Raw genomic sequence first — 13,559 nt, forward strand, 5'->3', positions numbered from 1 at the left:
CGCTATGTTTTCAGAATCTCCAATTAAACGCAGAAAATCAACTCGGATCAATGTAGGCAATGTCCCTATTGGTGATGGCGCCCCCATAGCGGTACAGTCAATGACCAATACTGATACGATGGACGTTGATGCGACCGTTGCACAAATTCAAGCAATCCAAGATGCTGGCGCCGATATAGTTCGCGTCTCAGTACCGACCATGGATGCTGCGGAAGCATTTAAAAGCATTAAAGAGCAAGTCACTATTCCATTGGTCACCGATATCCACTTTGATTACCGGATTGCACTTAAAGTGGCGCAATATGGGGCCGATTGCTTACGTATTAACCCTGGTAATATAGGCAGTGAAGATCGTATTCGAGCCGTCGTAGACTCGGCCCGTGAACACAATATTCCTATTCGTATTGGTGTAAATGGCGGCTCTCTTGAACGAGATCTACAGGAGAAATACGGCGAACCAACGCCAGAAGCACTCCTTGAATCAGCCATGCGTCATGTTGAAATTTTACAGCGCCTCAATTTCGACCAATTTAAAATATCGGTAAAAGCCTCAGACGTATTCTTAGCCGTTGGCGCATACCGCCTACTGGCGAAAGAAATTGATCAACCTTTGCACTTAGGCATTACTGAAGCTGGCGGCATGCGCTCAGGTTCAGTAAAATCAGCGGTTGGCCTTGGCATGTTACTCGCTGAAGGCATCGGCGACACGTTACGTGTATCACTGGCGGCAGATCCTGTACAAGAGATCAAAGTCGGTTTCGATATATTAAAATCCCTGCGTATACGCTCTCGCGGGATTAACTTTATTGCCTGCCCCAGCTGTTCACGTCAAGAGTTTGATGTGGTTAGTACCATGAATGCCCTTGAAGAACGTTTAGAAGATATCATCGAGCCAGTATCAGTCTCAGTTATTGGTTGTGTAGTTAATGGTCCAGGTGAAGCCTTAGTAAGCGATATTGGTTTGGCCGGCGCAAATCGTCGCTCTGGGCTTTATATCAATGGCGAACGGCAAAAGGCACGTATCGATAATAATAATATTGTTGAACAGCTCGAAGGCTACGTACGTGATTTTATCGCCAAAAAAGAGCAGCAAACCCCAATCGATATTAAAATCGTTGAATAAAGTTAATATAGTCGGCAAACCGGGTGGTTTGCCGCGCGCATGCCAGCTATAATGGCGGGTCAATTTTTAGCATTCTTGTTGTGTAGTCGTTTTTTATTACACAAAAACAGTTTTTAGGATTTAGCAGTGGCAAAACAAATTCAGGCAATACGTGGTATGAACGATTGTCTGCCGGGCGATACTCAAGTTTGGCAGAAAGTAGAAAGCATCTTACGCGAGACTGTAGCATCTTTCGGTTATCAAGAAATTCGTTTTCCAATTGTAGAATCAACTGATCTTTTTAAACGATCAATTGGCGAAGTAACTGATATTGTTGAAAAAGAAATGTACACTTTTGCCGATAATAATGGTGATAGCTTAACCCTTCGTCCTGAGGGCACAGCGGTATGTGTACGTGCAGGTAACGAAAATGGTTTACTTTACAACCAAGAGCAACGCCTTTGGTATATGGGCCCAATGTTTCGCCATGAACGTCCACAAAAAGGCCGTTATCGCCAGTTCCACCAATTTGGTCTTGAGACATTTGGTATTGCCAGTGCAGACATTGATGCTGAGGTTATTTTATTAACAGCCCAGCTATGGCAACAATTTGGTATTAGTGAGCATGTTCGTTTAGAACTTAATTCGTTAGGTTCAAATGAGGCTCGTGCTCAGTACCGCGACGCTTTAGTTGCTTATTTAGAACAACACGTTGATGTCCTTGATGAAGACTCAAAACGTCGTATGTATACTAACCCACTGCGTGTATTAGATAGCAAAAATCCGGATGTACAAGCTATTTTAGGTGATGCACCTAAGCTATCTGAGCACTTAGATGCTGAATCAAAAGAACATTTCGAAAATTTATGTGAACGTTTAGACGCCGCTGGCGTCATATACACGGTCAATGAAAAGTTAGTCCGTGGCCTCGATTACTATAACCGTACTGTTTTTGAGTGGGTAACAGATAGTCTTGGCGCACAAGGTACTGTCTGTGCCGGTGGTCGTTATGATGGCTTAGTTGAGCAACTAGGTGGTAAAGCAACGCCTGCGGTTGGCTTTGCTATGGGTCTGGAACGTTTAGTGTTAATGTTACAAGCGTTAGAGTGTGTAGGTGACATTCGTCGCAACGCTGATGTATATTTAGCAACGATGGGTGATAAAGCCAGCATTCAAGCCCCAATTATTGCAGCAAAATTACGCGCAGAAGTACCAGGCTTACGCATAATGGTTCATGCCGGTGGCGGTAACTTTAAGAAACAACTCAAGCGTGCAGATAAAAGTGATGCACTCGTTGCACTCATTATCGGCGAAGATGAATTAGAACAAGGCGTCGTGACAGTTAAGTATTTGCGCGAGCGTAAAGAACAAGTCACCTTAGAATTAGAACAAATTAAAACGCTTTTAGCTGAGCTTGTGAACAGCTAAAAAAGACGAGGTAAGAATGGATATTTATTCAACAGAAGAACAACAAGCAGAAGCGATCAAACGTTTTTTTCGTGAAAATGGTGTATCGCTGGCACTCGGTGTAGTCATTGGTTTAGGGGGCCTGTATGGCTGGAAAGCGTATAACCAACACCAAATTACTACAGCAGAAAACGCATCTGATGCGTATACCCAGCTTGTTGAAGGTGGTGCAGTATTAGGTGCCGCTGATACCTTTATCACTGAGCACAAAGACACAAATTACAGCGTACTTGCAGCCTTTGTTGCAGCAAAAGAAGCCGTAGAAAAGAACCAGCTTGAAGTTGCTAATGAGAAGCTAACTTGGGTTATGGCAAATGTTAGCAATGCAGATTTAAAAGCGACTGCAACAACTCGTTTAGCGCGAGTACAAATAGCACAGAAGCAATACGATCAAGCACTAACTACGCTAAATGGTGAGTTTGCTGAATCATTCGCAGCAACTGTTGCTGAACTTAAAGGTGATATCTATACCGTTCAAGGTGATGTAAGCCAAGCACGTACAGCGTATCAAGCAGCCGCAGATGCGGGTGGCCTTGAAAATAACCCATTATTGCAAATCAAACTTGATGACTTGGCAGTAACTAGCCCAGCGGCGTAAGGGGTTACCATGAAAAAATTAACAGCGGCAAGTATAGCGTTATGTATGGCAACCTTAGTCGGTTGCTCATCTAGCGATGAAGAAGAACTCGTCTTGCCTGAAATCGTTAATCAGTTTGAAACCGATATTGTTTGGCAAGAAAGTATTGGTGATGGTGTTGAACATTATTTTTCTCGCTTAACCCCTGCGGTCTATAAAGATCGTGTTTTTGTCGCAAGCCGTGATGGTGAAGTTGAAGCACTATCACTTGCAAATGGCGACACTATTTGGGAAACCGATATTCGCGAAAATTCAAGCTTCTGGCCTTGGGAAAGCGATATTAGCGCCAAATTATCAGGCGGCATTTTACAAGCTTATGGTAAAATATTTATTGGCTCAGAGCATGGTTACTTACTCGCCCTTGACCGTGAAACTGGTGACATTGTTTGGCGGAAAAAAGTACCTGGCGAAGTGTTAGCAAAACCTGCAGCAGGCGATGGCCTTATATATGTTAATTTAGGCTCAGGTAAATTACTTGCCTTGCACCCAGATACTGGTGAAGAGCGCTGGAGCCATGAGCAGGAAGTGCCAGCATTAACACTACGTGGTCAAAGCTCGCCTATCGTCGCGAACGGCGGGGTATTAATTGGTCTTGAAACCGGTAAATTAAGCGTACTGATCTCTGACAGCGGTTATTCTGCTTGGAGTGCTGAAATCGCTACACCTAAGGGTTCATCTGAATTTGAGCGTTTGGTGGATGTTGATACCCAGCCTTTGATCAGTGGTCCTTATGCCTACGCTATCGCCTACAATGGTAACTTAGCGGCAGTTGATATTCGTTCTGGTAACGTTGTATGGAAACGTGAATACAGCAGTTATCGTGAAATTGCCATGGACGCACAAACTATCTATGTAGTAGATAGTGAAGGTGTTGTTTATGGATTAGATAAAACCTCTGGCATTGAACGCTGGAGCCAACCGGCCCTTCGTGGTTGGTACTTAACAGGGCCTGCGGTAGCAGGAAATTATTTAGCTATGGGCGACCAAGAAGGCAACCTACACTGGCTAAATAAAGAATCAGGCGAACTTGTGTCGCGCGAAGACTTTGACAGTTCAGGCTTTTTTATTGAGCCGGTTGTTGCAGACGACAAACTGATTTTATACACCCGAGATGGTGAAGTTAGTGCGGTAAAAATACCAGACTAATTTGCTAAAATAGCTATAAGTTATTAATAGTTAATTTATTTTTGTAAGGCTTCGCAACGCGAAGCCTTTTGTTGTTTTTTTAAGAGGTAGTTTATGCTTCCCGTGATCGCTCTAGTTGGGCGACCCAATGTGGGCAAATCCACATTATTTAACCGTTTGACACGTACGCGTGATGCGCTCGTTGCCGACTTCCCTGGCTTAACCCGTGATCGAAAATACGGCCAAGCTAATTACGATGGCTATGAGTTTATCGTAGTAGACACGGGCGGTATTGATGGTTCTGAAGAAGGCATCGAAATGGAAATGGCTGATCAATCGCTACTGGCGATTGAAGAAGCTGATATTGTTTTATTTTTAGTCGATGCCCGTGTCGGCATGACTGTCGCTGATCAAGCAATTGCTAATCACTTACGTAAGCAAGAGAAGAAAAGCTTTGTTGTAGCCAACAAAACTGACGGTATTGATGCCGATTCAAATTGCGCTGAGTTTTATCAACTATCATTAGGCGAAGTACACCATATTGCAGCCGCACATGGTCGTGGTATAACGTTACTGCTAGAGCATACTCTGCAACCTGTCATCGCTGAGCTAAGCGCGCTTAACGACGATGGTGAAGATGATGATGACGAACTGGTTGACCTATACGCTGAAGATGGCGAAGAAGTTGAGCAACAAGCCTTTGCTGACAAACCAGTTAAATTAGCCATTATTGGTCGCCCTAATGTCGGTAAGTCAACACTAACTAACCGTATCCTCGGTGAAGAACGTGTTATTGTTTACGATATGCCAGGAACTACTCGCGATTCGATTTACATCCCAATGACCCGTAACGAGAAAGAATACGTATTGATTGACACAGCCGGTGTTCGTAAACGTAAGAAAGTCAGTGACGTGGTTGAAAAATTCTCAGTGATCAAAACTCTACAAGCAATCGAAGATTGTAACGTAGTGCTACTCGTTGTTGACGCTCGTGATGGAATTTCAGATCAAGATTTAAGCTTACTGGGTTTTGCACTTAACTCAGGTCGTTCATTAGTGATTGCCGTAAACAAATGGGATGGCCTTGATGACTACGTGAAAGATCGTATTAAATCAGAGCTTGATCGCCGCTTAGGCTTTATCGACTTTGCACGTCTGCACTTTATCTCTGCACTGCATGGTACAGGTGTTGGTCATTTATTTGAATCAATTGACGAAGCATACGAGTCTGCAACTAAGCGTATTAGCACAGCTATGCTACGCCGTATTATGGACATGGCACAAGCCGATCACCAGCCACCGCTTGTACGTGGCCGTCGTGTTAAGCTTAAATACGCGCACGCGGGTGGTTATAACCCACCACGTATCGTAATTCACGGTAACCAAGTTCACGACTTACCAGACAGCTATAAACGCTACTTGATGAACTACTACCGTAAAGCATTAAAAATCATGGGCACACCAATCAAAATTGAATTTAGAGAAGGTGATAACCCATTTGCAGGGCGTACTAACAAAGTAACGCTTTCGCAAAAACGTAAGATCCGCGCGTTTAGCAAAGAAAACCGCAATAAATGATATAGCTGTAAGCTGTAAGCTGTAAGCTGTAAGCTGTAAGCTGTAAGCTGTAAAAAATTAAGCCTTGTAGAGTTGTCCTTTACAAGGTTTTTTTATGTCTAAATTAAGTAGTTTACTTATGGATTAGGTCGCGAAGGCGTTCAAAATGTGCTTTATTTATAGAATGAAGAACGGCAGAGAGTAATTAATGGAGTTAGTGAATCAGGTTATTTATGTTGATAACGTTGAAGAAACTTTAGATTTTTATTATCAAGCGTTTGGTTTGAGCACATCCTCAGTCAGTGATAACGGTGAGTATGGTGAACTTGATACCGGAAGCGTCAAAATAGCCTTTGCTAATCACCCCTACGCGCAAGCGCATTTTAAACAAGGGTACATTCGCGCACATCCAAAACAGCCAGCGCTTGGCTTTGAGTTGCGTTTTAGCTGTACTAATCTTTGTGAGAGTTACGATAAAGCCGTATTAGCGGGTGCCGAGCCACTTTGTCCGCCAAGCTTTAGGGAAACTCAACATTATGCCTATGTGCGGGCAATCGAAGGAACCTTGATTTGTTTAGTACAAAGTTGAGTGTTCTTGTCTTCATCAAAATAGCATTAAAGTTTAATCTAGTAGAAATATTAGAAACACTGTTTTGTCATCAAGTTTCCTTATCTTAGCGGTAATTTAAATAAGGAGATAAAAAATGAATACATTACTACTGTCAATATTGCTATTGAGCCCAAATGAAGTGCAATTAACAACACAAGTAAAGTTGCAAACAACGGAAGCAATTAAAGTCATACAAGCTGAGAGTGCGACGCAGTTGAAGAAACAAATAGCCGATAGCTTAGAAAACATGGAGCTGACGCTACCTATTATTGTTGATCAACAAACCTTAGCAAAAGTACACACTGTACAAAAGCAACTTAGCCAAGACTGAGTTGCTTTATTTATCAAACAGCGACGCCAACGCTAATTCAACTAAACTCTCAGTACTGTTATTATGATTTTTTTTAAGGCCCTGACGGCTAAATCTATTAGTTGGTATATCAAACTGAACAAAACCATGATCATTCATTTGTTGGTTTAGCAGTAACTGCTTTTCTCTCGCTGATAAGTGGTTTTCGTGGATTTTATTAAGCTCTTTTGGATCTAGCCAAATCCCCGCACAATTAGGACATTCATCTATTTCGACCACATGGAGCGGAGTGAAAAAGCGTCGCATCATTACAATACTAGGGCACTTAGGGCAATTAATGCGTGATGACAGATCAGCATCACTATCTGGCAAAGCAGCTAAATGCTCAGCAAGCACCAGCGCTCTTTTTAACGTTGGATCACTAAAATTAGTGATTTGACGATTATCAAAAAATACCCCGCCGTTGGAGGATGAGTAAACCTCAATTCCCCCGACGATTAGTTTAGTGAGCTCTATGTGTGTCCTTGGGCAGTGCATAGCCAGTTCCTTGCTATTGTTCATTTCTGTGCGATTTTAACTCGGGGTAAGCGCTTTTTCAATTAACGGTACTAGCGGCGAAGGTAACGTAATATTACCGGCTAGCACGAAACTATGTGCTTCTGTAGACATTTTTTGCCAAGTACGTTGCAAAATCCCAATCCACTTTTGTTCATCGTAATCCGGTTTGGTTTGTGCGAATGCCAACATATAATGCTCAATAAACACTAAACTTGCGATGTCTTCAACTAATTGACTATCAGGGTTTCGCTTGATTTGCTTTTTCGCCACCGCGTTATACACTCGTTGCTGTTCGCTCTCAGAGCAGCCAGCCTGTTGCATTAATTCAATCACAGTATCAGCATGAAATACATACAGGGCACTGCGCCACTGATGATACCCTTGTTTATCCATCGGGAAATTACTGCGCGGTGAACACCAACGTTTAATATGTTGGGCTCGAACAGCGATATGCATTAACTCATCAGCATCGGGTTTAAAGCGATTCAGCATCTCGGTCATACGTTCTGAATATAAACGTTCTTTAGGCCACATTTTACCATTATGCTGTTCTAGGTTTGGATCGTGGCTGTTTGCCTCATCAATTAAGGCGATTAGGTGTTGCGACATCGGTGACTCATTATTGTTATTTAGCGAATAGCTCTATTCTAATCAGCAAGTAGGTAATTAGCCAGAAGGAAAACTTTGCAACATAAAACAATTACGACTAGAGAGCTGATTAATCAAATTGGCTTAAATCTCTCGCAATAGACTCATTTGGCTTTTCCACTAAGCGGCCCAGTTCAATACCCGCGTTTGAGACTACAACTGTCGGTGTATACTTTAGCTGATAGTGTTTGGCGATGCCTTCAGGGTCTTGCTTGTCATAACCCACAGCAACCAATTGCAAACTTGCAAATGCCACATTAGTGCTATCAAGTAGTTTAAGTAAGCGAGGCACTTCACGTTGACTATCATGGCACCATGTCCCAAATAACACTAAAATATCTTTTCCAGCAAGGGATTGAATTGCTTGGGTGTCTGCTGTTGTAGGGGTGAATATTTCATATTCACTGGCAAATTTGGGATACTTGCTAAGTAAATCAGCGGCGCTGATCTGCCCTGTAAACGGTCTGTTATCAGCAGCAACAGACAAAAATGAAACAATACACAGTGATAACAGTAGCGCTATTTGTTTAAACATAATGATCTCAACAGTTAACTTTACACTGACTATACTCAAATTAGCGTATATTACGAGCGCTTTTATACACAATTCAGCACGTCAGTTTAACAATAAAAATTAGCTAAAATGATTGTTAAATTTTTAGTCTAAAATACAGAAGTTTGATCTTACCCATAAGCCAACAATACAGCATTGTTTTATCAACAAAAATGAAAATCTATGAGAATTTATTCAATATAGTCATAAATCTGAAATTAAAATAATGGATAATTTCTATCCAATTTAATTTATTTACAATAGATAGCTGACTTTAATGACAACCCCTTTAGTGCGTTTAAGCTTTGCACTGCAATCTTTTGAAGATCCCCTTTCGGCTGCCATGGCACATACTATGGAGTACGATACATTGCAGCTCAATGCCAATGCGCAACATGAAATTACACTGTTATGTGTATTACCTGACGATGCCCATGAAGGTGATGTTGTCTCGCTCAGCGCCTCACATATTGAAGAGCGTGATGCCCGCTACTTTATGCAATATAAATTAAGCCAAACAGATATTGAAATCGGCACAGTGCACCTCACACTCTCACACATAAGTCAGTGTGATGAAGGTGACGAGTATGTGCTACAAATGATGCTGCACGGCTTGCATGCAACACTCAAGGACAGTGCCGAGTTTGATGTCATTATACAGGCGTTTGGCGCAGGCTATATTGAGCAATATAAGCCCCATTTAGCCGCTAAAAGCCAATCACTACGCCAATTAATAACGAGCTTTAGCAGTTCATTTTTATCACTTTTTTAATCGGCAAAACTTATTTTCCCCATGGTGATCGTTGGTATTCCTTGAGCCTGATTACCAAACCGTTGCTGCCCTCCCGCTAAACATTCATTCGCTAAAATGGCAAATAACACAGCTTCCTTAGCATCGGGATCAATACCTAAAACTTGGGTATTCTTAATCTCATGCAAGTGCGGACATAGCGATAAAATATGCTGCATAAGTAGTGGGTTATGAATTCCACCGCCACTTGCATAAACCGCAACACCACCAAGCTTCGCGCTACAATCATTGATCGCCTTAGCAATCACTTGAGCTGAAAACCGATTGAGTGTCGCCATAACATCTTGATGGCTTAGCTCTGTGGTATGGGTTGCAGTTTGCGCTCGTGCTAGGTATTGCAAGTTAAATACTTCAGGACCGGTAGTTTTTGGAAACGCCAAACTAAAAAATTCATTATCGCAAAGCTCAGTTAGCAAGGCTTGATTAACCGTGCCTTGAGATGCGACTTGACTGTCTTTATCATAATGCAAAGGTGCAAAGTGACGCTGAATATACGCGTCCATAATAGTATTACCGGGGCCAATATCAGAACTAAACACCGCACTGGCATCAGCAGATTTTGGCAGGTAGGTTAAGTTTGCAATCCCCCCCATATTCAACAAAATACGGTTTTCATCACCACTGGTAAAAAATAAGTAATCGCCATAAACCGCTAAAGGCGCCCCCTCGCCACCAGCCGCAATGTGTTTTTGCCGAAAATCGCCAATAGTAGTAATACCCGTTGTTACCGCCAAATGGTCACTATCACCTATTTGCAAAGTACCGTGCTTAAAATCAACGTGTGCATGTTGGCTTTTAGGACAATGATAAATTGTTTGCCCATGACTGGCGATTGCATCAATATCATCTGCTGCTACATTCCATTTAGCTAAACACTGATTCACCATATTACCGTGCAATGTGCCTACCCAAGGATGTAGTAATGTGACCAGCTCAAGGTCACAGGAACGCTCAGCAAACACCTTTTTTATTTTTTGCTTGTAGTCATCATCATAATCAACTGTTTCAAAGGCTAAAACTTCTATTTGAGTATCCATACCTTGGCCTGAAACCTTGCATAATGCTACATCAAGGCCATCAAGTGATGTACCACTCATCAGACCAATTATTAATCTTTGTTGTTTCATAGCACTGTTATACAGCTTTAATATATGCTGATGCATTTTTTTACCTTTTAAAATCAAAACACTAATAAATATAGATTTATCTCGAGCCAAGGAATACTTTATACTTTAAAATAAAACATTGAAAGAATAATTATTGCAAAAACGTTGAAAATGCTTTAAAACTAGTCAACACGTTAAGTGTACTGACAACACCCCCCATAATAGCAAAAAATACATAACCACGGGAATCGACAATGAAATACTGCAAACATAACTCAATACGGCCACTGCATTTACTGTCTCCTATCGCACTGGCTATGCTTACCACGACCAGCCCTGCATTGTTAGCCGCGGAACAAACCGTAGAACAAACGAAACCTGAAGTGATCACTGTGACGGGTTCACGTATCCAACGCACTGAATTAGTGTCTAGCAGCCCTGTTGTAAGTGTTGACGAAACACAAATACACTTAGATCGTGCAGTAAATGTTGAAGACATTACCGCTAAGCTGCCACAAGCGGCAGCTGGCGCCAATAGCACAGGCGCAACGGTGGGTGACTCATTTGGTTCATCAACCATTGATTTACGTGGGCTTGGCCAAAACCGTACGTTGGTGCTTATTGACGGTACCCGTGCAGTGCCATTTAGTTTTCGTAACTCGGTTGATGTAAATACTATTCCTGCAGGGCTAATAAAGCGTGTTGATGTATTAACAGGCGGCGCCGCTGCAGTATACGGCGCCGATGCAGTTGCCGGCGTTGTCAATTTTGTGCTGGATGATAATTTTAGCGGCGCTGAATTTTCAAGTAGTTATGAAACCGCTGACGGCGGGAATGAAAAACTTAACTTTGAAGCCATTTTTGGTGGTGACATTGCCGATGGCCGTGGTCATATTACAGGCTACCTTGGTTATTCAGAACGTAAAGAGTTACTCGCTGGCGAACGTGATTATGCCTTAGAAAACGGCGCGACAATGATCAACAGCGGTGGTTACTACACCGATGTTGCTAGCGGCAATAGTTTAGCGATTAACGACGCAGGACAAGTCGTCACTGATCGTCAAACCAGTGATTTTACTGGTGACCGTTATTTAACGCAGCCAATGGATAGGTTTTCTGCAGGATTATTATTTGATGTAGATGCCAGCGATAGCGCCATCATTTACGGCCGTGCTATGTATTCAAAAGTGACCGTTAATGGCGCCGGCGCTAGCGGCCAAACGCCTATTCTTGTTAACGAACAAGTAACGTTAACCCAAGATAATCAATATATTCCTGATGAACTGCGTCAACAACTAAGCTTTGATGCTGATGGTAATACCTTAGTCAATGTTGAACGTAACTTAGGGTTAGGTGTTCAAAATACCGAAGCTGTGCGTGATTCACTGCAATTTCAACTGGGCTTAAAAGGCGATATTACCGATTACTTACGCTATGACATTTATGGCCAATACGGCCAAACAGATGAAGTCGCTACGCTTTACAATAACGGCTATAAAATTGATAACAGTGGTAATAGCCGCTTTGGTAATATTGCCAATAGCATGGATATTTTTGATCCTAATTTAGATCTAAGTGAATTTAGCGATCCACTCCTTTACACCACCCGCGAGCGTACCCAGAGCGTGTTTGCAGCCACTTTATCAGGGGACTCAAGCGCATTATTTGAATTACCAGCGGGTTATGTAGATTTTGCAATTGGCTATGAGTACCGTAAAGAAACCGGCAAGCAAACTCCAGGGGATGCGTTTAGAAATGGCACTAGCTTTGCGTCTGTCAGCGCGTTTGATATGGACGCCAGCTTTGATAGCAGCGAGTTCTATGCGGAATTGTTAGTGCCACTACTCGTTGATATGCCATTCGCCAAAGAGTTAAGCTTTGAAGGTGCTTATCGGGTTTCTGATTACTCAAATACCGAAGCAGAAGACACTTATAAACTTGGCATTAACTGGGCAGTAAATGACGATATACGTATTCGTGCTAATAAGCTTACAGCATTTAGAGCTCCCAACTTAGGTGAATTCGCAAGTCCAATCACGGCGTTATCATTAGCATTATTTGATCAAAATAGTGACCAATTTGTGCCACGTTTTGCCGGTCGCTTTAATGGCGATCCATGCTTACTAGGCACAGGTGATGCTGCGCAATGTGCCGCTTTCGGCGCACCGCCTGTCGGCACTGAGTTTGATTCAACAACGGCCGAATATACTTACGGCGGTAACCCAAACATCAAACCAGAGCAAGCAGAGTCAGATACCTTAGGCGTAGTTTATACCCCAAGTTACATTGAGGGCTTTGATCTATCACTTGATTACTACAGCATTCGCGTAACCGATGCGGTAAGCCAAATTCAACCAGCAGCGGCATTACAGAGCTGTTATATCGACGATCCAAACCCAAATAACCCATTATGTGGCGCCGTACTTCGCGATCCAAACACCGGCTTTATCAGCACTGCCATCGTAAACGACTTTAACCTTGCAGCGATTGAACAAGAGGGTGTTGATATTGCAGCTAATTATGTATTTGATGCACCAATGGATTTGGGCGGCCGTTTTAGATTTTCGTACCAAGGTAATTTTGTAACCAAGCAAACTCGCCAAAATAACAGCACAGTTGCCGAAGTAGATTGTAAAGGCACTTATGGCAGCGCGTGTTCTGGGGATTTTGCCAGTATTTTACAAGCTGATTATAAGCACCGTGCTACCTTTGATTGGCAACTAGATACTATGAACTTCCAATTAGGCTGGCGCAGAATTGGTGAAGTAGACTACGCTGTAGATAGATCAGAAACAATCGATGCGCAAGATTACATGGACTTTGCTGCATCGTGGCAAGCAACCGACAGTCTCGCTGTTAACTTTGGTATTGATAACTTATTTGATAAAGCACCACCGACACCTGAAATTGGCGCAAACCATTTCAATACTGTTAGTGATTATAGTGTAATTGGCCGCACCGTTGGCGTTGCTGTTCGTTACTCACCGAGTTTTTAGTTAATTCCAGATTGCCTCTAGCAACTCAGGATTAACCCCTTCAAGCGCGCCCTGCCCGGCGCGCTTTTTCTCACTATAA

At 42.5% G+C, this 13,559-nt stretch carries 13 protein-coding genes; 9 read left to right on the forward strand and 4 right to left on the reverse strand.

What is annotated here, in order from left to right; genetic code table 11:
* The first annotated feature begins 4 nt into the window (after positions 1-4).
* The 7 genes from ispG (at position 5) to PHAL_RS0100205 (ending at position 6,829) form a co-directional block, all read left to right on the forward strand.
* Positions 5-1,123 (forward strand): flavodoxin-dependent (E)-4-hydroxy-3-methylbut-2-enyl-diphosphate synthase, encoded by a 1,119-nt coding sequence (gene ispG / locus PHAL_RS0100175; protein WP_016706370.1) that lies wholly within the window; start codon positions 5-7, stop codon positions 1,121-1,123.
* Between the two features lie 126 nt (positions 1,124-1,249).
* A complete protein-coding gene (gene hisS / locus PHAL_RS0100180; RefSeq protein WP_016706371.1) occupies positions 1,250-2,530 on the forward strand; it encodes a histidine--tRNA ligase in 1,281 nt (426 codons plus the stop codon).
* 16 nt (positions 2,531-2,546) lie between these two features.
* Complete coding sequence (locus PHAL_RS0100185; RefSeq protein WP_016706372.1) at positions 2,547-3,167, forward strand: YfgM family protein; 621 nt, start codon at positions 2,547-2,549, stop codon at positions 3,165-3,167.
* Between the two features lie 9 nt (positions 3,168-3,176).
* Entirely contained in the window at positions 3,177-4,352 is a 1,176-nt protein-coding gene (gene bamB, locus PHAL_RS0100190) for an outer membrane protein assembly factor BamB (protein WP_016706373.1), read from the forward strand.
* A 93-nt stretch (positions 4,353-4,445) separates the two neighbouring features.
* Entirely contained in the window at positions 4,446-5,909 is a 1,464-nt protein-coding gene (gene der / locus PHAL_RS0100195; protein ID WP_016706374.1) for a ribosome biogenesis GTPase Der, read from the forward strand.
* A 187-nt stretch (positions 5,910-6,096) separates the two neighbouring features.
* Positions 6,097-6,477 carry a VOC family protein gene (locus PHAL_RS0100200; RefSeq protein ID WP_016706375.1) on the forward strand — a complete coding sequence of 127 codons (381 nt, stop codon included), beginning with the start codon at positions 6,097-6,099 and terminating at the stop codon, positions 6,475-6,477.
* Positions 6,478-6,592: 115 nt separating this feature from the next.
* Positions 6,593-6,829, forward strand: a complete 237-nt coding sequence (locus PHAL_RS0100205; protein WP_016706376.1) for a hypothetical protein — start codon at positions 6,593-6,595, stop codon at positions 6,827-6,829.
* 6 nt (positions 6,830-6,835) lie between these two features.
* Here PHAL_RS0100205 and PHAL_RS0100210 read toward each other — a convergent pair whose 3' ends face one another.
* The 3 genes from PHAL_RS0100210 to PHAL_RS0100220 form a co-directional block, all read right to left on the reverse strand.
* Positions 6,836-7,345 (reverse strand): TFIIB-type zinc ribbon-containing protein, encoded by a 510-nt coding sequence (locus PHAL_RS0100210; RefSeq protein WP_016706377.1) that lies wholly within the window; start codon positions 7,343-7,345, stop codon positions 6,836-6,838.
* 36 nt (positions 7,346-7,381) lie between these two features.
* Positions 7,382-7,975, reverse strand: coding sequence for a DUF4202 domain-containing protein (locus PHAL_RS0100215; protein ID WP_016706378.1), 594 nt, complete (start codon positions 7,973-7,975; stop codon positions 7,382-7,384).
* Positions 7,976-8,084: 109 nt separating this feature from the next.
* Entirely contained in the window at positions 8,085-8,549 is a 465-nt protein-coding gene (locus PHAL_RS0100220; protein WP_016706379.1) for a TlpA family protein disulfide reductase, read from the reverse strand.
* Between the two features lie 295 nt (positions 8,550-8,844).
* Between PHAL_RS0100220 and PHAL_RS0100225 the strand changes: the two genes are divergently transcribed.
* Positions 8,845-9,339, forward strand: a complete 495-nt coding sequence (locus PHAL_RS0100225) for a hypothetical protein (RefSeq protein WP_016706380.1) — start codon at positions 8,845-8,847, stop codon at positions 9,337-9,339.
* Here PHAL_RS0100225 and PHAL_RS0100230 read toward each other — a convergent pair.
* Complete coding sequence (locus PHAL_RS0100230) at positions 9,336-10,541, reverse strand: anhydro-N-acetylmuramic acid kinase (RefSeq protein WP_016706381.1); 1,206 nt, start codon at positions 10,539-10,541, stop codon at positions 9,336-9,338. The genes PHAL_RS0100225 and PHAL_RS0100230 overlap by 4 nt on opposite strands.
* Before the next feature lie 260 nt (positions 10,542-10,801).
* Between PHAL_RS0100230 and PHAL_RS0100235 the strand changes: the two genes are divergently transcribed.
* Entirely contained in the window at positions 10,802-13,480 is a 2,679-nt protein-coding gene (locus PHAL_RS0100235; RefSeq protein ID WP_374954826.1) for a TonB-dependent receptor domain-containing protein, read from the forward strand.
* The last annotated feature ends 79 nt before the right edge of the window (positions 13,481-13,559 follow it).

Source organism: Pseudoalteromonas haloplanktis ATCC 14393, assembly GCF_000238355.1.
Lineage (GTDB): Bacteria > Pseudomonadota > Gammaproteobacteria > Enterobacterales > Alteromonadaceae > Pseudoalteromonas > Pseudoalteromonas haloplanktis.

What these genes read in the sequence shown, in the direction of transcription:
- ispG (WP_016706370.1), top strand. Translation starts at nt 5, where the DNA reads ATGTTTTCAGAATCTCCAATTAAACGCAGAAAATCAACTCGGATCAAT.
- PHAL_RS0100185 (WP_016706372.1), top strand. Translation starts at nt 2,547, where the DNA reads ATGGATATTTATTCAACAGAAGAACAACAAGCAGAAGCGATCAAACGT.
- bamB (WP_016706373.1), top strand. Translation starts at nt 3,177, where the DNA reads ATGAAAAAATTAACAGCGGCAAGTATAGCGTTATGTATGGCAACCTTA.
- der (WP_016706374.1), top strand. Translation starts at nt 4,446, where the DNA reads ATGCTTCCCGTGATCGCTCTAGTTGGGCGACCCAATGTGGGCAAATCC.
- PHAL_RS0100200 (WP_016706375.1), top strand. Translation starts at nt 6,097, where the DNA reads ATGGAGTTAGTGAATCAGGTTATTTATGTTGATAACGTTGAAGAAACT.
- PHAL_RS0100205 (WP_016706376.1), top strand. Translation starts at nt 6,593, where the DNA reads ATGAATACATTACTACTGTCAATATTGCTATTGAGCCCAAATGAAGTG.
- PHAL_RS0100210 (WP_016706377.1), bottom strand. Translation starts at nt 7,345, where the DNA reads ATGCACTGCCCAAGGACACACATAGAGCTCACTAAACTAATCGTCGGG.
- PHAL_RS0100215 (WP_016706378.1), bottom strand. Translation starts at nt 7,975, where the DNA reads ATGTCGCAACACCTAATCGCCTTAATTGATGAGGCAAACAGCCACGAT.
- PHAL_RS0100220 (WP_016706379.1), bottom strand. Translation starts at nt 8,549, where the DNA reads ATGTTTAAACAAATAGCGCTACTGTTATCACTGTGTATTGTTTCATTT.
- PHAL_RS0100225 (WP_016706380.1), top strand. Translation starts at nt 8,845, where the DNA reads ATGACAACCCCTTTAGTGCGTTTAAGCTTTGCACTGCAATCTTTTGAA.
- PHAL_RS0100230 (WP_016706381.1), bottom strand. Translation starts at nt 10,541, where the DNA reads ATGCATCAGCATATATTAAAGCTGTATAACAGTGCTATGAAACAACAA.
- PHAL_RS0100235 (WP_374954826.1), top strand. Translation starts at nt 10,802, where the DNA reads ATGCTTACCACGACCAGCCCTGCATTGTTAGCCGCGGAACAAACCGTA.